The 18,718-nt window shown below is 48.4% G+C and carries 12 protein-coding genes; 6 read left to right on the forward strand and 6 right to left on the reverse strand.

What is annotated here, in order from left to right; genetic code table 11:
* Nucleotides 1–20 precede the first annotated feature (20 nt).
* Entirely contained in the window at nt 21–3,794 is a 3,774-nt protein-coding gene (hrpA, locus tag ACN5NT_RS09120) for an ATP-dependent RNA helicase HrpA (protein ID WP_419175222.1), read from the reverse strand.
* A 217-nt stretch (nt 3,795–4,011) separates the two neighbouring features.
* Here hrpA and priA point away from each other — a divergent pair, with 217 nt between their 5' ends.
* Nucleotides 4,012–6,618, forward strand: a complete 2,607-nt coding sequence (priA, locus tag ACN5NT_RS09125; protein ID WP_419175223.1) for a replication restart helicase PriA — start codon at nt 4,012–4,014, stop codon at nt 6,616–6,618.
* A gap of 4 nt (nt 6,619–6,622) precedes the next feature.
* Here priA and ACN5NT_RS09130 read toward each other — a convergent pair whose 3' ends face one another.
* Nucleotides 6,623–7,672 (reverse strand): KamA family radical SAM protein, encoded by a 1,050-nt coding sequence (locus tag ACN5NT_RS09130; RefSeq protein WP_136795839.1) that lies wholly within the window; start codon nt 7,670–7,672, stop codon nt 6,623–6,625.
* A 72-nt stretch (nt 7,673–7,744) separates the two neighbouring features.
* Between ACN5NT_RS09130 and maeA the strand changes: the two genes are divergently transcribed.
* Nucleotides 7,745–9,484: an oxaloacetate-decarboxylating malate dehydrogenase gene (maeA, locus tag ACN5NT_RS09135; protein WP_136795838.1), complete on the forward strand. Its 1,740-nt coding sequence runs from the start codon at nt 7,745–7,747 to the stop codon at nt 9,482–9,484.
* A 173-nt stretch (nt 9,485–9,657) separates the two neighbouring features.
* Here maeA and ACN5NT_RS09140 read toward each other — a convergent pair whose 3' ends face one another.
* The gene (locus ACN5NT_RS09140; protein ID WP_136795837.1) at nt 9,658–9,858 is read right to left on the reverse strand and encodes a cold-shock protein; all 201 of its coding nucleotides are present in this window, start codon (nt 9,856–9,858) and stop codon (nt 9,658–9,660) included.
* A gap of 535 nt (nt 9,859–10,393) precedes the next feature.
* Here ACN5NT_RS09140 and ACN5NT_RS09145 point away from each other — a divergent pair.
* Genes ACN5NT_RS09145 through ACN5NT_RS09160 form a run of 4 tightly spaced genes read left to right on the forward strand, consistent with a single transcriptional unit; the run spans nt 10,394 to nt 15,316 of the window.
* Nucleotides 10,394–11,266, forward strand: a complete 873-nt coding sequence (locus ACN5NT_RS09145) for an alpha/beta fold hydrolase (protein WP_419175224.1) — start codon at nt 10,394–10,396, stop codon at nt 11,264–11,266.
* 6 nt (nt 11,267–11,272) lie between these two features.
* A complete protein-coding gene (locus ACN5NT_RS09150) occupies nt 11,273–12,904 on the forward strand; it encodes a fatty acid CoA ligase family protein (protein ID WP_419175225.1) in 1,632 nt (543 codons plus the stop codon).
* Entirely contained in the window at nt 12,901–13,923 is a 1,023-nt protein-coding gene (locus tag ACN5NT_RS09155; protein WP_419175226.1) for an NAD-dependent epimerase/dehydratase family protein, read from the forward strand. Before ACN5NT_RS09150 ends, ACN5NT_RS09155 begins: the two co-directional genes overlap by 4 nt.
* Nucleotides 13,904–15,316 carry a M48 family metalloprotease gene (locus tag ACN5NT_RS09160; RefSeq protein WP_419175227.1) on the forward strand — a complete coding sequence of 471 codons (1,413 nt, stop codon included), beginning with the start codon at nt 13,904–13,906 and terminating at the stop codon, nt 15,314–15,316. The genes ACN5NT_RS09155 and ACN5NT_RS09160 overlap by 20 nt, the downstream gene beginning before the upstream one ends.
* Before the next feature lie 96 nt (nt 15,317–15,412).
* Here the strand turns inward: ACN5NT_RS09160 and ACN5NT_RS09165 are convergent, their stop codons facing one another.
* The 3 genes from ACN5NT_RS09165 to tolB all read right to left on the reverse strand — a co-directional run bounded on the left by ACN5NT_RS09165 (nt 15,413) and on the right by tolB (nt 18,694).
* Nucleotides 15,413–16,150 carry a TlyA family RNA methyltransferase gene (locus ACN5NT_RS09165; protein ID WP_419175228.1) on the reverse strand — a complete coding sequence of 246 codons (738 nt, stop codon included), beginning with the start codon at nt 16,148–16,150 and terminating at the stop codon, nt 15,413–15,415.
* Nucleotides 16,151–16,314: 164 nt separating this feature from the next.
* Entirely contained in the window at nt 16,315–17,229 is a 915-nt protein-coding gene (locus ACN5NT_RS09170; RefSeq protein ID WP_419175229.1) for a tetratricopeptide repeat protein, read from the reverse strand.
* A 163-nt stretch (nt 17,230–17,392) separates the two neighbouring features.
* The gene (gene tolB / locus ACN5NT_RS09175; protein ID WP_419175230.1) at nt 17,393–18,694 is read right to left on the reverse strand and encodes a Tol-Pal system beta propeller repeat protein TolB; all 1,302 of its coding nucleotides are present in this window, start codon (nt 18,692–18,694) and stop codon (nt 17,393–17,395) included.
* Nucleotides 18,695–18,718 lie beyond the last annotated feature (24 nt).

Here is an 18,718-nt window from a genome sequence, read left to right on the forward strand (position 1 = left end):
TATCCAGCCATGGTGCTTTTCTAACATTTCGACAGTACAGCCTGCTGGAGTTGCTTCAGCTTCTTGGCTGATACCGGTGTCCTGCTTTTTATTTCAGGTGAGAACAGAGTTATCCGGTATTCTTCGATCATCTGGCGGTATTGATTGAGAAGTTCTCTTGCCTCTTCGCTGAGTTCTTCTTCTCGTTTGTTCAGTTGTCTGAGGCTTTCCAGATGGGGTTTGAGCTGTTTTTCCTTCTCTGCATCCTTGGTCGGGTTGTTGTAGAATCGTTCCACCCGAATTGCATAACTCTGCAGTTGCCTTTGGGTAAGATCCAGCCCGGCTAGGGAGGATGTGAGGAAGAAATCGCCGGGGACTATATCATTAAGCAAATCTATAAACTTTTGCTGCGCATCCTTGGTAAACAAAAGTTTACGACTATCAAGGCGAACATAGTGGGCGAGTTTTTCGCTTACTTCTCTTCGCAACCTCAACACCGCTACCGCTGATTCGGCAATGGCTTGTCCCTGCCGATACAGACCTAGTTTTTTCTGCTCGGCCACCTGCTGCTCAAAGAGAGCCTTATCTGGAATCGTTCCGTTAATAGCCGGGAAAAGTGCTCTGAAGATAAAGCGTAAGAGTTGGTCAACAGCGGTCTTCTTATCAAGCCCTGTCGCTATCAGAAATTTACCGGTGGGGCCGGAAAGCATGGAATTGCAATATTTTTTAAGAGACTTGAAACCGTCGGCAAACTGAAGCTTGAACAGGAACTCCACACCTTCCAGGTTTTTGCTGTACGCTGTAGCACGGTCTTTCTCAAAAGTGACGCCAACACCGCCTTTATCGACATACGGAACGAGCGCAGGAAAAATAAAGCCGGCAATAACTCCATCCGGTGTTTTGAGAGGAATGGACTCCGGCAGACCGTCAAAGTCCCACTCACGGGTGAGGCGGTCACGCCAGGTATCCATGAGCTGCTGTTGGGCAGGAACGAGTTTTTCAGACGCACTGGTGGAATTAGAGGTGTTCTCCACCTCTTTGAGCAGTTTCCCGAGATCCCTGCCCGAGCATAGATCCCTGCCGTCCAGATCAAAAAGCGTAAACCTGGCACGAAGATGGCCTGGAAGTTCAGTTGGCCAGTCCGATCGTTTTATGGATATGCGGTACATTTTGAAAATAGAGGACTCGAGTGCGTGGTAGAGTGAGCCTTGCGAGCCGTTGATATCGTCGAGGATTCTGTCGACAGCTACGTTTACAGGCACAAGATGTTTGCGTAAGCTTTTGGGAAGACCTTTGAGCAGCAGCTGCACCTTCTCTTTGAGCATCCCGGGCACCAACCATTCAAAAATAGCAGGGGAGACGTTGGCGCCGAGTGAAAGGGGAATGCGGACAGTCATGCCGTCATCGTCCCTGCCGGGAGAAAAATTATATTCTACCTGTAATTCAAGCGAGCCGACATTGATGGCAGTGGGATAATTGGCGAGCTGGTTGTCATCAGGCCTGCTATTGACGATGTCTTCGTCTGACATCTGCAGTAATTTTTGCCCCTTCCTCTTGAGGAATTTGTTCAGCGTCGCCCGGTCACAGACGAAGTCAGGCAGACGCTCGTCATAAAAAGAGAAAAGAGCGGTGTCGTCAAGCAGGATGGCTGTTGTCCTCAGCCTGTCCTCAGCCTCTTTCCATTTGGTGATGAGTTGCTGGTTATGGTTCAGGAATGGGTAGTTGCCTTTGATCTCTCCTTCTAGGAGGGCAGCCTGGATAAATATCTGACGTGCTTCGGGAATGTTCTTAGCGGCTCTTTTAGGGAAATTGACTGTGCGGCCGGCAACTATAATCAGCCCGAAGAGCGACACTCTTTCATCTGCGATTACCTGCCCGCTCTTTTTATTCCACCGTGGTGAAGACCAGGAGTATTTGACCAGATGAGAACCAAGAGATTCAAGCCATTCAGGCTCAATAGTAGCAACTGTGAGACCGTAGAGTCTGTTTGTCTCAAGGAAGGAAGCAGCGATAATCCATTGACCGGCAGTGAGGAACTGGTGGGAGCCGGGAAAAATCATTAACTCCCTGTTGCCTGCACCCTGATATATTTTACCCTGTTTTTTCACCGCGATATTTCGTAAAAAACCAGAAGATAAAGCCCGGTGGATCTGCTGGTAGCTTGCATCAATGGAATTGTCGCTGAACTCCTTTTGTCGATCAAGAATTCTGCCTAACTGCTCCTGGAGGTCCAGCCATTCACGCATGCGTTGAAATGACAGGTAGTTTGCCTTGCAATATTTTTTGAGTTTCGACCATGAACGTGTGTCTCCCTGATCATCATGGAAGTCGTTCCAGATATTCAAAAGAGTCATGAAATCAGAGTGCTTGTGGGCAAATCGCTGGTGTGCTGTGTCGGCTTCTTTTTCTTTTTCGGCCGGTCGCATTCTCGGGTCCTGAATAGCCAGGGCTGAGGCTATAACTTTTACTTCTGAAAGACAATTTTCACTGTTTGCTTCAAGGAGAATGCGGGAAATACATGGATCTATTGGCAGGTGGGCCATAATCTTGCCGGATTCGGTAAGTGCTCCTGCATTGGAAATTGCTCCAAGTTCCTGCAAAAGCTTATAACCGTCGCGGATGGTGTTGCGATGGGGCGGTTCGATAAAAGGGAAATCTTCAGGTTTTCCCAGTTTCAGCGACACCATCTGCAGGATTACCTCAGCAAGGTTGGCCCGCTTGATCTCTGGCAAAGTGAACTCTTCCCGCCCAAGGTAGTCCTCCTCTGTGTAAAGGCGGATACACAATCCGGGACCAACCCGGCCGCAACGTCCTTTCCTTTGATCGCAACTGGCTCGGGATACCCTGTGTATAGGCAGGCTGGTGGTTTTTGCCCGGGCATTGTAGTAGGACATCCTGGCAAGACCGGAATCGACAACATATTTGATACCGGGGACGGTAATTGAGGTCTCGGCGACATTGGTTGCGATTACTATCTTGGGCGCTGAATGATGTTGAAAGATGCGTCGCTGATCAGAAGACTGCAATCTACCGAACATTGGCAGAACTACTGCGCCGGTGGCTTGTTTCGCAACCAGATTGCAACAGGCCCGGATATCCTTTTCAGTCGGCAGAAATGCCAGGATATCACCAGGAGGTTCATTCTTGTAGAGCTGGATAATGGCTTCAGCGCAATGCTCAACGTAGCTGGCATCAATGTTACCCTCATCCGCTGCCTCCTCGTCGACACTGCCGGCAGGCTGATACCGGACCTCCACCGGGTAGGTGCGTCCGCTGACGTTGACCACCGGGGCATTTCCAAAATGTTTACTGAAGGCCTCAGTGTCTATGGTGGCCGAGGTGATAATCAGCTTGAGGTCAGGCCGCTTAGGCAGAATTCGTTTCAGGTAGCCGAGCAGAAAATCGATATTCAGGCTTCGCTCATGTGCTTCATCAAGAACAATTACCCCGTATTGCTTGAGCAACGGATCATTTCTGGATTCAGCCAGCAACACGCCATCTGTCATGAACTTGATTCTGGTATTTTTGTCGGTGTGATCATGAAAACGGATCTTATAGCCGACAATATTACCAAGTCCGGCCAATTCTTCAGTGACTCTTTCTGAAACCGAAGATGCGGCAATTCTGCGAGGCTGGGTGCAGCCGATGAGCGAATTAGAATCTGGGTAGAGCTCAAGGCAGATTTTTGGAATCTGCGTGGTTTTGCCTGAGCCAGTATCGCCTGCGACGATGACGATCTGGTTGTCGGCAATGGCCTGACGTATTTCATTCCTCTTACCTGAAACAGGCAAGTCGTGTGGGTAATTGATGTTCATTAATAGCTGGATGCTGAAAAAGAATTATGGTATTGCTCCCCTTGACCGGGCTCATGATTCATAACATACGTTAGACATTTTCGTTAGCGAAAAAAGCGGGGAATTGTCAGTCTTTTGCCAGGGGAGGAAGCGCCTTTACACAGGGTATCCTGTCTACAGTTAATGTCACCACCTGCCTGTCTGCAGGTATCTCGTCTTTACCGTTTATAAAATCACTATGGACCTTCTGGAAATCGCCGTCGCGGCACCGCTTGAAAATACCCTTACATACAGGCTGCCGCCAAACCTGCTGAATACTGAACTCTGCCAGGAACCTCTGGTTGGCAGGAGGGTGTTGGTACCTCTTGGCAGGCGAAAGGTGACCGGATATGTGCTGGCAACCGGCATGGAAGACTCCAAAGAATTCAAGATCAAGAATATTTCGGAAATTCTTGATGCGGCCCCACTTTTTCCGGAAAATCTGATCCCGCTTTTCCGCTGGATATCTGAATATTACCATTATCCGATCGGTGAAGTTATCAAGTCTGCGCTGCCAGGGGGGCTGACGCCAAAATCTGCCCGCCAGCTTCAGGCCGGTTCGGCCAGCGGGGAAAAACTACAGGATATTCTGCGTAGTATCGCCCTTGGAACAGGCGAGGGTAAGGATCACAGAGATGTGGAATCCTATCTGTTGAAATTGAGTCAGAACGGCAAACTGACATCAGCAGAGACCAAAGAAATTTTTAAGTCGAAGAAGGTAAAGAAATACATAGACTCACTTGTTGCTGATGGCGTTTTGGAGATGCATGAGTCCGTGAGTGGGGGCACGTCTAAGGAAAAGCACGAGATTTGCTATTCCCTGACGGCAGAACCTGCCGGCCTGGAAGGCTTGCCTGGTTCCGGAAAAGATGCAATTTCAATTTATCGGGCCAGACTTAACAGGCAAAACAATTTGAGCCTGGGGGTCGCAGAAGCAAAAACAATGTATTACCTGGAACTGTTACGGGGGAATTCTGAAAAGGGAGCGGTGCCAAGAAAAGAATTGCTGGCATCCTACTCCGGTGCAGGTAAGCAGCTTCAATCATTGATAGCCTCAGGAATGGTGGTCGAGGAGCGGCGCCGTGTTTTCAGAAGTCCGCTGGGGGAGCAGCTCGAATTTTTCCCAGCCCCTGAGGTATTGACAGAGGAACAGCAGGCAGCTCTTGCCGAGATCGTACCCGCAGTTGAAAAGGGTGGTTATTCGCCTTTTCTGCTGCATGGGGTAACCGGTTCCGGCAAGACCGAGGTCTATCTTCAGGCAACTGCCGTAACTCTCAGTCTGGGCAAAAGTGTACTGGTCATTGTTCCGGAGATTGCCCTTGCAACACAGCTTGAGACCCATTTTATCTCACGATTCGGAGAAAACGTCGTTCTGCTTCATTCAGGCCTCACAGCCGGAGAAAAGTTTGACCAATGGAGTCTTGTTGTCTCGGGTGAGGCCAGGATCGTTATCGGCGCAAGATCTGCCATCTTTGCGCCTTTCAAGGATCTCGGTTTGATTGTGGTAGACGAGGAGCATGACGGCGGCCTCAAGCAGGATGATAAGTTACGTTACAATGGCCGTGATCTGGCGGTGGTCCGGGCCAGGCAGCAGCAGTGTACCGTACTGCTTGCCTCCGCCACCCCATCCGTGGTCAGTTATTATAACGCTCAAATTGGCAAATATAATCTCCTGACCATGAAAAACAGGGTCGGAAACCGCCCCCTTCCCAAAGTGAATATCATTGACTTGAGACAGAAGGCCAGGGGGGGCAAGAAAAGTATTTTCAGGCCGCCTTTGCAGAAAGCCCTGGTCGACAATCTTGAAAGGGGTAAGCAGAGTGTAATTTTTATCAACCGGCGTGGCTTTTCGGTAAATGTTATCTGTCAGGAGTGCGGTACGCCGGTTGAATGCGTTGATTGCCACGTTTCACTGACTCTGCACCGGTCCAAGCAGCAACTCCTCTGTCATTATTGTGGTTACTCAGTGCATGAGCGAACAGTTTGCGAAAACTGCTCCTCAACGTCCATGGTTCCCGTGGGGTTTGGTACAGAACGGGTGGAAGAGGAATTGCGTGCTTTAGTGCCGGAGGCGCGGATAGCACGGTTGGATGCAGATACCGCATTCGACAGAAAAGTTTTTCTGGAGACACTGAAAAAGACCCGTGCCGGGGAGATTGATATCCTGGTTGGTACCCAGATGGTTGCCAAAGGGCACCATTTTCCGGGGGTAACATTAGTTGGCGTGGTCTGGGCCGATGCCGGGTTAAGTATCCCTGACTATCGCGCGGCCGAGAGAACATTTCAGCTTGTGACGCAGGTTACAGGGCGAGCGGGTAGGGGAGATGACCCGGGAGAAGTCTACATCCAGACTATGCGACCTGACCACTATGCTTTGCTTTATGCCAGGGGACACAGGTATGAAGAACTGGTTGAACGTGAGTTGGAGCTGCGCAGAAACCCCAAATTTCCGCCATATGTCAGAATGGTAGCTATCCACATTCACGGTGAGTCCGAGGACAGGGTGGTGGATAGCGCCATGAAAGTAGCTCAAGTCTGCAAGGCCCTTCTGCAGCAGCCGTTACCCGGATCATCAGCTCAGGGTTCCAGGGATGCCAACAACACCCTGGGTTCTGCAGAAGTGTTGGGACCTGCGCCATCGCCGATTGACCGGGTTAAAAAGAAGTATCGCTGGCAGGTAATGATTAAGACAGAGTCGCTGAATATTTTGCATGGTATATGCAATTATATTCATCAGCACCAAAATGAACTGGCGGCCAGAGATTGCCGGTTACTGCTTGACGTTGATCCGGAGAATATGATGTAGCCTGCTAGCCAGGTTCGATTGCTTCCGGATAGTTACAGCGCTCTCCCTGAAAGTTTTCAAAGACCAGCGAGGTTCCGTGCTCAAGTATGTATTGCGGTGTGAGAGGGATCTTACCTTTCCCGTCTGGTGCATCCAAAGCCAGGGTAGGCACCGCCATACCTGAGATATGTCCATAGAGCTGACGCATGAGTTTTATACCGACTGAACTATGTGTGCGAAGGTGGTCAGTACCGCGGGACAGGTCGGCCTGGAAGAGATAATAGGGTTTGATGCGTAGGCGTAAAAGACCTGTAAAGAGTTGTTTTAAGGTATCTGCAGAATCGTTTACTCCGCGTAGCAGTACGGTCTGGTTGCCGAGTGGAATGCCAGCATCGGCAAGCATTGTTGCTGCTTTTTCCGCTTCGGGTGTCAGTTCCCGGGGATGATTGAAATGGGTGTTGATATAGAGCGGGTGATAACGCTTGAGTATATTCACCAGCTCCGGGGTTACCCGCATTGGCAAAGTTGCAGGGACTCTGCTGCCGATGCGAATCACCTCGATTGAGTTAATTGCCCTGAGCTCTGACAAAATATCATCCAGAACTTCATCTGCAAGCAATAAGGGGTCTCCTCCTGAAATAAGTACCTCCCGAACTTCAGGATGTTCCCTCAGGTATTGGTATGCGGCTTGTAACGAATCTTCTGAAATCACCATGCGGGAGGTGCCGACTTTCCTCTTACGCGTGCAGAACCTGCAATACATCGCGCACTGGCCGGTAACAAGCAGGAGTGCGCGGTCAGGATATTTGTGGACAAGATTCGGTGTGACACTCAGATTTTCCTCACCCAGTGGGTCTATATGACAAACGTTGTCATAAAATTCAGCTGGATCAGGTACAGCTTGTCGCCAGATTGGGTCACCAGGGGCCTGGATGAGCTTGAGATAGTACGGATTGATTCTGAGTGGATAACGCTCTATGACATCTTGAATTACGGAATTATCGCAACCAAGATGTTTCTTCAAATCGCCATAAGTGGTAATACTGTCTTTGAGTATGTGTTGCCATGTTTTCATGGTCGGCATTATGGAGAAAAGCAGGTTGATTGTCAATGAATCTAATTGATATCGAAGGAGCTTCCGGGGACAATGTCAAAAATTCAGTATAAGTTCAAGTACGATGAGTATGGTAATACGCGCGAAGTTATCGTCTATGGAAGCGGCACCGCTGTCAGTTCTATAAGTTTTGTAAACAAAGGAACAGCATTTAACGAGTCTGAGAGGCAGCAGCTTGGCCTTCAGGCTTCACTGCCTCCAGGTATTCGAGATTTGGAGGAGCAGGTTGAAAATACCAGGCGTATTGTCGAAAACAAGGTCGACGATATTGAGCGTTTTATTTTTATCCGTGCCCTTTTCGATAGAAACGTAACTCTGGCGCATGCGCTAATACGGAGCGATCTGAGAAAATATGTCGGCATTGTCTACACCCCGACGATAGGCCAGGCTGTACAGCGTTTTTCTGCACTGTACCGGCAGGCGAATGGTTTACATTTTTATCCCGGCAACATCGATATGGCAGAAGATATTCTGCGTCGATACCTGCACCGTGATATCAGGATTGCAGTTGTCACTGATAATCAGGGCATTCCCGGAATGGGTGATCAGGGCGCGGGCGGCATTGCGATATGTCTCGGTAAGTTGATGCTCTATACTCAGGGGGGGGGGATTGCTCCCTGGCATTGTCTGCCGATTTCCCTAGATGTGGGCACAGACAATGAGGATCTGCTTAATGACAAGCGGTATCTCGGCTGGCGGAACAAACGACTGAAGGGGGAAGAATACCTCTCTTTCATCGGCAGATTTGTTCGAGCCTTTCGCAATGTCTTTCCAGATGCACTCTGTCAGTGGGAAAACCTCTCCCGTCATAACGCCGTGAGTATTCGCGACGCATTTGCAGATGAGATAATCACCTTTAATGATAATATCCAGGGAACCGGTGCAATTGTGCTCGCTTCAATTTTTTCGGCCATGAAGGTGAAAAAAGAAAAGTTGAGCAAACAAAAATTTCTCGTTCTCGGAACCGATTGCGGTGGAATAGGTGTCTGCGAGCAACTGGAGATAGCCTTGCGTGAGGAAGGGCTCGATGAGCAGCAGGCAAGAGACGCTATTTTCCTGGCTGATTCGAAAGGAATTGTTACCACAGAGACCGCAAATGAATATTATATCAAGCGCTATGCCAAAGATCCCGCGCGGTTCAATTGGCTGGTAGGGTGCGATAATGTCAAGGACGTAGTGTTGGGAAGTGGAGCAACCGTGCTCATCAGTACCCAGACAAGTCAGGCTTGCAATGAAAGCGGTATTGTCAAAGCAATGTTAAAGAATACTGACAGGCCGGTTGTGTTGCCCTTACATATCAGTGCGGGCACATCCAATGAGTGCGTGAGGGAGCTTCTAGAGGTTACTGATGGAAAAGCGCTCATAGCATCTGACGATCCAACCAATGGAACCGCCTCCAACACTGATGATGACTACCAAAGTAAGGTGAGCCAGAGCAATAATATCCTAGTGTTTCCGGGAGTGGGGCTTGGAGTGCTGGCATCAGGAGCTCGTGAAGTTCTACCGGAATTCTTCATAGCTGCAGCGCAAGCTGTATCACGCTGTGTCCGTCAGGATGAGCTGGACAGTGGCCGATTGCTCCCCTCACTCGCCGATCTTGAACTGGTGAGTAATACGGTGGCTTTGGCAGTGGCAAAGCGAGCTGTTGAACTCGGGGTGAGCAGACCCTGTGTTTTTTCCAGTTTTCGACATGATGGTGAGGAAGCAAGGTTGCGCGAGCTCATCAAAAAGATGCGCTGGGAGCCAAACTATTTGCCACTTATACCGATGTGAGTTTCAGATAACCGGATAGTGCGACAAAATTGCTCTGGCCGCTATGGCTTTCCGAAAAGATGTTGAGCCTAAGGGCATCGAGGCCCGTTCCAGGTTCTAAGAAAAGCAAGATCCACCTAAAAAGCCCTGCTCAATGAGCAGGGCTTCTTAGGTGGGTATCTCAGAAAAAGCTATCAAACTTTTTGAACGTTATCTGCAGCTGGTCCTTTTGGACCGTCAATGATATCGAAGCTTACACGAGAACCTTCTTCGAGGGATTTGAAGCCTTCTGTCTGGATAGCGGAATAATGTACAAATACATCTGGCCCACCGTCCTGCTCGATAAAACCAAAACCCTTAGCATCATTAAACCACTTCACTGTACCTTCTGCCATTGTAACTACTCCTTTTGAACTCAGGCCCCCCAGGGAACCTTATAATAATTTTCCAGCATAGCTTGCAGCTGGTGAACATTTTGCTACGCTGGTCAGCGGCAGCCACCGATTATGCAGTATTGGTTCGTGCGGTAAACCATTGCTAGGGCAGGTTTGCTGGAACTCCTTAAAGCGTAACAATAATAGCCGTTTAGCATATAAAAAATATAAAAGCAACTGATTTATGTTATTTAAATGGGATTTTCTAAAATGTTAGGTCATGAGAGTGTATATTGCATTTGTGGTGGAAATTACATAATGTTTTTCTAAAGTAGTGTGCGGCTGATGGAGTAACGCACTTTTGGTTGAAAGTTTGATGACGATTGCAGAGATACCACCAATTACCTGTTGGGACCCTAGCTGGGAAAAATTACTAATTTGTAAAAAAGTTGACACAAAACACCCCCTCCGTTAACCTTGGGTGCCTAAAAAATATACCAGCAATATGCCCCGGTTTTGTTAGCAGGGTCTTGCTGATCCACTATTATTTCACTGAGTGAATTCCTTGTATCCCGAATATAACTTTACTTCACACTTCGCCAATATTCTTGGCAACACTCTCCACTACATAGATGAAGGCCAGGGCCCTGTTATAGTAATGGTCCACGGTAATCCCACCTGGTCCTACTATTACCGAAATCTCATATCACTGCTTTCCCGGAATTACAGGGTGATAGCGGTGGATAATATCGGCTGTGGATTATCTGATAAACCACAGGATTATGATTACAAACTCTCGCAGCACATAGACAACTTGCACACTTTGCTCAACGAGATTGATGTGTCGAGCTACTCTTTGATTGTTCATGACTGGGGTGGGGCTATTGGAATGGGTCTCGCGACTCGTTATCCGGAACGTTTGGAAAAAATCGTTGTTTTGAATACAGCGGCCTTTTTATCAACGAGGATACCTTTTCGCATCAGCCTGTGTAAACTGCCGGTAATTGGTCCAATCATAGTACGAGGGTTTAACGGGTTCGCCAGGCCTGCAACCTTCATGGCAGTATCAAAGCCTCTGGCTGCGGGTATTGCTGCTGCGTATCTTGCACCATACAATAACTGGAACAACAGGGTCGCAGTTTCTGCTTTTGTCCAGGATATTCCTCTCTCTGATAAGCATCCGAGTTACCGCACTTTACAGGAGATAGATAATAATCTGTCAACAATAAGAGATGCTGGAATCCCCATGCTCATTCTTTGGGGCGGTAAGGACTTTTGCTTCGATAAAGTGTTTTATGATGAGTGGCTGAAAAGGTTTCCCGATGCTGAGCGGCATTATTTTGAAGATGGTGGTCATTACATACTCGAGGATAAGCTCGACGAGATTAAGCCGATCCTGTCACGCTTTTTTACAAAACATGAGGAGTAGCTACCCATGGTTGTAAATATTGCTGAGACGCTCAATGAAGTCGCTGAGGAATTTGGGGACCGGACTGGCCTGATCGAGGCAACATCCGGAAAAACCATGAGCTTTCGTGAGCTCAACAGCAGATCTGACAGTTACGCGACCTACCTGGCGGCAAAAGGAGTTACCTCTGCCGACAGGGTTATGCTCATGGTCACACCTTCGGCCGATTTCATCTGCCTTACTTTTGCGCTGTTTAAAATTGGCGTCACCATAATTCTGATTGATCCCGGCATGGGGTATAAAAACCTTCTTAAATGTATTGAAGGAGTAAAGCCCTCTGTTTTTATAGGTATTCCCAAGGCAAGGCTGTTTGCGGCCTTTTTTCCTGGTCCATTTGAAAGCGTCAAACACAGGTTTTGTTGTGGAAATTCTTTTGGTCTTTTTGGCAAGGATATACGAACTGCTATTCAGGCAGAAGTTGAGCCATATCCTGTTTACCGACCGTCGGCCGATGATCTTGCTGCGATAATTTTTACTACCGGTTCAACAGGTCCGCCCAAGGGCGTTCGTTATGAGCATTCTATTTTTGCAGCCCAGCTTGATAGGATTCGCAATTATTATGGCATTGATGAAAAGGACATAGATCAGCCAGCCTTTCCTCTTTTTGCACTGTTTTCCACAGCTCTTGGCGCTTGTGCCGTGATCCCTGATATGGATCCTACCAAGCCGGCCCAGGTTGATCCTGAAAAATTCATATCTTCAATAAAGAAATATGGGGTGAGCTATTCATTTGGTTCACCTGCCATCTGGAACGTTGTGAGCCGCTATTGTATCGAAAACGGCATTCGGCTCGATTCCTTAAAAAAGGTGCTGATGGCAGGTGCTCCTGTGCCAGGGGAGTTGCTGGAGCGTGTTACCCGGATCTTGCCCGGTGATGCCAGGATTTTCACCCCTTATGGCGCAACAGAGAGTTTGCCTATCGTTTCCATGGAAGGGCGGGAAATCCTTGAGGAGACCTGGCCCCATAGCAGAGTAGGTAAGGGGACCTGTGTAGGAAGGCCGTTGCCGGGTATTGATATTCGGGTGATTATGATTGATGATTCTCCAATCGAGAACATTGACCGGGCAGAATTTTTGCCCGCCGGTGAAATTGGTGAAATTATCGTCAAGGGCGATGTGGTAACGAGGGCTTATGAGAACAATGAGAAGGAAACACAGCACGCCAAAGTAAAGGACGGGGATTCCTTCTGGCATCGTATGGGCGATACCGGGTACCTTGATGAATTGGGCAGATTATGGTTTTGCGGGCGAAAAGCGCATCGGGTCATCAGCGACGGAGTGACCTTCTTTACTATTCCCTGTGAAGCAATAGTCAATGAGCATAAAGATGTTTTTCGTTCTGCTCTGGTAGGTGCAAAAGATTCTGGTGGCGAGAGAGTACAACCCGTACTGATTATTGAACCTCACAAAAATTTTTCCGGTTCAGAGGCTCAGCTACTTGCAGAGGTAAAAGAGTTGGCTGCTGCCAGTCATCTGACCAGCTCGATAACCGAATTTATGGTGCACAGAAAGTTTCCAGTGGATATACGGCACAATGCGAAAATCTTTCGTGAGCAACTTGCCCTTTGGGCTACCGATAAATTACGGGCTGAAAGATGAAAAAAGTACTTGTGACCGGTGGCGGTGGTTTTGTAGGGAAAAATATAATACGGATGCTACTCGACCGTGGGGTAGAATGCATTGCGGTTGGCAGGAATGTTTATCCCGCAGTTGAAGAGTTGGGCGCGCGCAGTCTCGCTGTTGATATCCGGGACTCTGCAAAAGTAAATGAAGTAGTCCGGGATGTGGATACAGTATTTCATGTCGCCGCACTGGCAGGCATCTGGGGTGATTGGCAAGATTACTATTCCATAAATGTACAGGGGACTGAGAATATCCTGGCGGCTTGCAGAAAAAACAATATCTCCAGACTGGTGTATACCTCAACCCCTTCCGTGGTATTTGATGCAGATGACATCGAAGGTGGCACAGAGAGTTTGCCCTACCCGGATAAATTTCTCTGTCACTATGCGCGAAGCAAGGTGATGGCAGAGAAACTGGTGCTGGCGGCCAACGATGATACTGCAGGTGGTTCAGGGTTTCGCACTTGTGCGATTCGGCCACATTTAATCTGGGGCCCGGGTGATCCGCATCTCATTCCGCGTTTATTGGAAAAAGGCAGAAGCAGGGAGTTGAAAATTGTCGGCGAAGGTAAAAATCTCGTTGATATCTCCTACGTGGAAAATGTCGCCCATGCCCATGTTCTTGCCGGATTCGATCTGGCGGCTGAGGGTGTTTCCGCTGGCAAACCGTATTTCATCGGTCAGCCGGAACCTGTAAATCTCTGGGATTGGATTAACCAGCTCTTTCTGAAGCTTGGTATAGCACCGGTAACAAAATCTGTACCGTTTCCTGTGGCCTATGGTGCAGGTGCTGTTCTTGAAGGGATGTATGGGGTGCTCGGCAAAAAACAGGAGCCAAGGATGACCAGGTTTCTGGCCTTGCAGCTTGCTAAATCGCATCATTTTTCACATGACGCCATAGAAAATGACCTTGGATACTCATCGGTTGTTTCAACTGAAGAAGGAATGGAAAAACTCATAACCTGGATTCAGCATAATGAGAAAACTCTTTTATAAATATATAGCCGCATTACTCGTTGCGATAATGATACAGGCTGCATGCCTGCAGTCTGCTTTTGCCCTGAGTGTCGGAGAGGAACGAAAGATTGGTGAGCAGTTGCTCTACCAGGTCCGGGCAGCTTTTCCGTTGGTGGATGATCCTGATCTGGTTATTTATCTGCGTTCTTTGGGCAAGGAAGTACTTGAGGTCGCTGGGCTGCAGTACTTTGATTATCACTTCTATATTGTCCAAAGTGGTGATTTCAATGCTTTTGCTGCTCCATCTGGCCTAATATTCTTCTATACCGGGCTGATCGGTGCCATGGAGAGCGAAGATGAACTGGTTTCAGTTCTGGCGCATGAAATTGGCCATGTTGCCAGAAGGCATCTCGCCGGTCGTATGGAAAAAGGTAAACTCGTCAGCGCGGCCTCACTTGCCGTTGCCCTGGCTGCGCTTGCTCTTGGTGGTGGGGCTGCAACCCAGGCTTTGCTGACAGGCTCTCTGGCAGCCGGTCAGAGCGCAACGCTTCATTACAGCCGTAAACATGAGGAAGAAGCTGATCTTATGGCGTATGGCTGGATGAAAGAGATGGGCCGTCATCCTGTGGGACAGGAGAAGATGCTTGAAACCATGAGAAGGGTAAGCCGATACAGAAGCGATAAACTTCCTCAGTATCTCCTGACACACCCGAATCCGGAATTTCGACTGAACTATGTGCAGTCATTAATGGTGGTGGATCAGGAGGATTTAGTTGACTTCGAATCAACCGACGACCTCGAATTTCTGCGTTTCAAATACCGGATAATGTCCAGCAGTGACGGAGCAGAAAGATTACGTGAGTATCTGGTCAGTCAAATAACCGATAGCAGGCTTGATGCTAAAGAGAAGCTGATGGCCAAGTATGGTCTGTCCCAGGTAGAACGGCGCCTGAATAATTATGCGCGGAGTGAGATATTGCTCGACCAGGTTATTGCTGCCATTCCGGATTGGTCTATCCTGAAAACCGATCGGGGAGTTTTGCTCTTTGAGGCTGGCAGAGTTGAAGAAGCCCGCGTTATTCTGGCCAAGGCATTTTCTGAAAATCCGAAAGATATGTATGCCGCTTATAACCTGGCACGTGTGAACATGGCATTGGGAAATCTGAACGAGGCGGAAAATCTTTTTAGGGTAGTGTCTTATGACTTGCCGCAGTATGCGAAGGTCTATTTTGAACTTGGCAAGATTGCCACAGCCAAGAAAGAGGAAGTTCCAGCGGCCATAGCTCTTGGCAAATACAACCTGTATGAAGGGAAATTAAAACTTGCTGAATTCAGCTTGAAGCAGGTCATGCAGCATGGACAGGCAACCGAGCAGGAAAAAAATGAGGCTGGCAGGTTACTTGAAACGATCAAGAATCTGCAGGAAAAATAGCACGCATCTGTGGGGTAGCATGTAACTGAGAAGGTAGCCGGGGGGAATCCTCAGCTACCTTTTTTTATGAATTTCCGGGAAGGGCGAAAGGTGGTTTTAGTCGTTGTCGCGGCCAGTGAGGTGGATCAGGAATTCGGTGTTTCCTTTGGGGCCATGGATTGGAGAAGTGACAATACCTTCCACCTTGAGATCCAGCTCTTTGGCGAAAGTAACTATTTTATCTATGGCTTCCTGATGGAGTTCGGGTTCACGGACTACTCCACCTTTGCCAATTTTATGTTGTGGCAGTTCAAACTGGGGTTTGATCAGGGCGATTATTTGTGCCCGCTCCCTGAACAGGGGAATGAGCGTAGGGATAATTTTGGTAATTGAGATAAAGGATGCATCCATGACTGCCAGATCAATGGCTTCACCAAGATCAGATGGTTTCAGTTTTCTGGCATTGAATCGTTCGATGACCACCACCCTGTCGTCTGATCTCAGTTTCCAGTCAAGCTGGCCATAAGCAACGTCGACGGCGTAAACTCTGGCGGCACCATTCTGCAGCAGGCAGTCGGTGAATCCACCGGAAGATGCGCCGACATCAAGGCAGCACATTCCTGCGGGATCTATATCAAAGGAATCTATAGCTTGCTCAAGTTTTAAGCCGCCCCTGGATACATAACGACATTTCTGTTTGGTGCGAATGGCTATTCCGGCTGGATATGCTATCCCGGCTTTATCTGCGACCTGATCATTTACCAGCACTTCGCCTGCACCAATCATCGCCCTGGCGGCTGCGATATCATTAGCAAGATGTCTTTCAACCAGTAGTTCGTCTAAACGTAGCTTCAAGGGTAATAGATTCGTTCAAGTGGATAATTTAAGCAACCACGGGTTTATATGGCGTGAATGTACCAGGTGTAGACTTCATTGCGCTGTTTTCCCTGATCTGAATAAAAACTATTTCCATGATCAGGGAAAACACAATGGATAATGGAAGTCAGCCGAGAGTTGGCTTACTTGAGTTTATCTCTGGCGATTTTCGCTTCCGGTGAATTGCTGTAGTGTTTGACAATTTTGGCATAGATAAGTCGTGCCGTTTCATTGTCTGCCAGCAGTTCAAAAGCCATGGCCTGCTTAAGAGTTGCGGATGCAGCTTTCGGATGACTGCCGCTCTGGGAAATAATCTTCTGGTACTGCAAAATAGCGCGATCGTATTCTTTCTGGGCAAAAAGACATTCACCCATCATATAGGCTGCAGTAATGCCTTCTTCACTCGCCGGATTGGCTCCGGTTATTCTGTTGTAGGCGCTATACGCTTCCTGATATTTCTTCTGGTCAAAAAGTGCCTGTGCAGCACCGAGTGGTGAACTGGTAGTAGCAGCGGTCTGGGTTGCAGGCTGAGTGGCCGGAGTCGAAGGTTTGGCCGTGGGTGTTGCTGGTTTGACACTAGGTTTCGGCGCGGCAGGTCTTTGACCACTAACGACATGCTTGTTCAGTCCTGCAGAAATTTTTTGAATTCCTCTGGAATCAGTTCTACTGGCGGCAGTTGCCCTGGCCTTGGCAGCATCAGCTTTCATTTTTGCTTCCCGGGCACGCCGCTCTGCATCACGGACTCGTGCATCCTGGATAGCTTTGAGGTTTTCCTGCTGAATTTGCAGCTTATCATTGAGCTGGGCAATAAGAGCTTCTTTAGCTTTTTGCTCTTCATTAATGCGCTGTATCATCTGCTCACGATGGAGAGCATCTTCCCTGGCGACATCACTGATATTGCTTTGCAGTTCTTTGTTCTGCTCTTTGAGACTTCGGTTAAGGTGACTTGTTTCCTCAAGTTGGCTCTTTAGGCCAAGGATTTCCATCTCAAGTTGATCGATCTGGTTGGAATACGCTGCCTGACGTTTTTGCATGTCATCGACAGTATTCGTCCTCATGTCTTCAAACTTTTTGTTAACCGTGTGCAGCTGGTATTGAAGTCTTCTAACCTCATCCTGAGAGGCGCACTGTATCAGTAAAGGAGAAAGTGCACTTACAAAGAGTATGTTGCGAATAGTTTTTATCATCTGCATGAATGGTAATTTATTGAAAGTCAAAGTTTTAATATTTCGACCACTGTGGGTAGGTGTGACTACCTGGAAACGAGAAAAGTCGTCTCTGGAACGAACCGTTTTTCATAATAGCGTATATCTGGTGGTTTTTCCCGTCTCTTTTTGAAAAGATTACCTGATTTCCATCAGGTGACCAGCTAGGTGTCTCATGATGGCTGAGATCGGTGGTCACTGCGGTGGCGGTTGCGGACGGGTCCGGTGCAATTGTGTAGAGTTGATATACACCATCACGGAGACTTGAATAGACAATCAGATCTTCAGTCGGCGACCATGAAGGTTCAACGTTTTCAGCCCCTTGAAAGGTAATGCGCTGGGTACGACGGGTTCTGAGGTCCATCAGATACAGTTGCGGCCTGCCGCTCCTGTCTGAGACGAAGGCGATGCGTTGGCCGTCAGGTGACCAGGTTGGTGATACGTTTATTCCCGATCGATTGGTGAGTTGCTCAATTATATTCCCTTTATTGTCAAGCAGAAACAGGTCCGGGTTGCCGTTGACGGACAGGGTTAAGATCATGCGTTTGCCGTCTGGCGACCAGGCTGGTGCAAAGTTCATGCCTTTCCTGCGGGAAAGGGCCCTGGTGACCTTGTTCTGGTTTAACTCAGTAAGATAGAGGTTCGGGTTGCCGGAATGATATGAGGTGTAACTGAGAGCTTTGCCGTCGGGTGTGAAACGAGGAGAAACAATAAGGTTTCTATGCCGGGTTACCTGGCGAATGGTTCTTCCGAGAATATCGGTCAGATAGACTTCCTTGGCATTTTGCAACTGGGTCACGAAAGCGATCTGGGTTGTCGCGATACCAGGAGAGCCGGTCAGTTCCTTGATTACATAATCACAGAAGGAAAAGAGCATTTTATCCTGCTGCTGGGGGGTGCCTGAAAATGATTTACCCATGATCACTTCATTGCCGGCAACATCGAGCAATCGCATTTCAAAGGTTACGCCCTTGGCATCATTGACGTATTGGCCGAGTACAACGTAATCGACACCGAGTGAACGCCAGTCGGCCTGCTGAGATCCGCTGTACTCCTGGGTCGGCAGAATGGAAATAATACCATGAAACTTGAGTGCCTTGGCCATGACATCGGCAACGTCACGACCATAATTCTGGGGCTGGGTGGGCCTATCCTTATTGGTGAACCAGGGCACTGCAAACTGAATTTTCCTGGCTTCTGATGCGCTGATATCGAGGTAAACCCTCTCGGCAGATGCTGGAACTGGTGTCAGCAATGCAGCGCAGACAAATAACATCAGAAGGGTGAATAGCCTGTTTATAGATGTTCTTTTTACCATGTGTGGGCCTGTGGTTTTAAATCA

Source organism: Desulfosediminicola sp., assembly GCF_048381775.1.
In the GTDB taxonomy this organism is placed as follows: Bacteria; Desulfobacterota; Desulfobulbia; order Desulfobulbales; family Desulfocapsaceae; genus Desulfopila; species Desulfopila ganghwensis.

Excerpts from the sequence above, each read along its gene's own strand:
- tolB (WP_419175230.1), bottom strand. The coding sequence starts at position 18,694 with ATGGTAAAAAGAACATCTATAAACAGGCTATTCACCCTTCTGATGTTA.
- hrpA (WP_419175222.1), bottom strand. The coding sequence starts at position 3,794 with ATGAACATCAATTACCCACACGACTTGCCTGTTTCAGGTAAGAGGAAT.
- ACN5NT_RS09170 (WP_419175229.1), bottom strand. The coding sequence starts at position 17,229 with ATGAGGACGAATACTGTCGATGACATGCAAAAACGTCAGGCAGCGTAT.
- priA (WP_419175223.1), top strand. The coding sequence starts at position 4,012 with ATGGACCTTCTGGAAATCGCCGTCGCGGCACCGCTTGAAAATACCCTT.
- ACN5NT_RS09160 (WP_419175227.1), top strand. The coding sequence starts at position 13,904 with ATGAGAAAACTCTTTTATAAATATATAGCCGCATTACTCGTTGCGATA.
- maeA (WP_136795838.1), top strand. The coding sequence starts at position 7,745 with ATGTCAAAAATTCAGTATAAGTTCAAGTACGATGAGTATGGTAATACG.
- ACN5NT_RS09155 (WP_419175226.1), top strand. The coding sequence starts at position 12,901 with ATGAAAAAAGTACTTGTGACCGGTGGCGGTGGTTTTGTAGGGAAAAAT.
- ACN5NT_RS09150 (WP_419175225.1), top strand. The coding sequence starts at position 11,273 with ATGGTTGTAAATATTGCTGAGACGCTCAATGAAGTCGCTGAGGAATTT.
- ACN5NT_RS09140 (WP_136795837.1), bottom strand. The coding sequence starts at position 9,858 with ATGGCAGAAGGTACAGTGAAGTGGTTTAATGATGCTAAGGGTTTTGGT.
- ACN5NT_RS09130 (WP_136795839.1), bottom strand. The coding sequence starts at position 7,672 with ATGAAAACATGGCAACACATACTCAAAGACAGTATTACCACTTATGGC.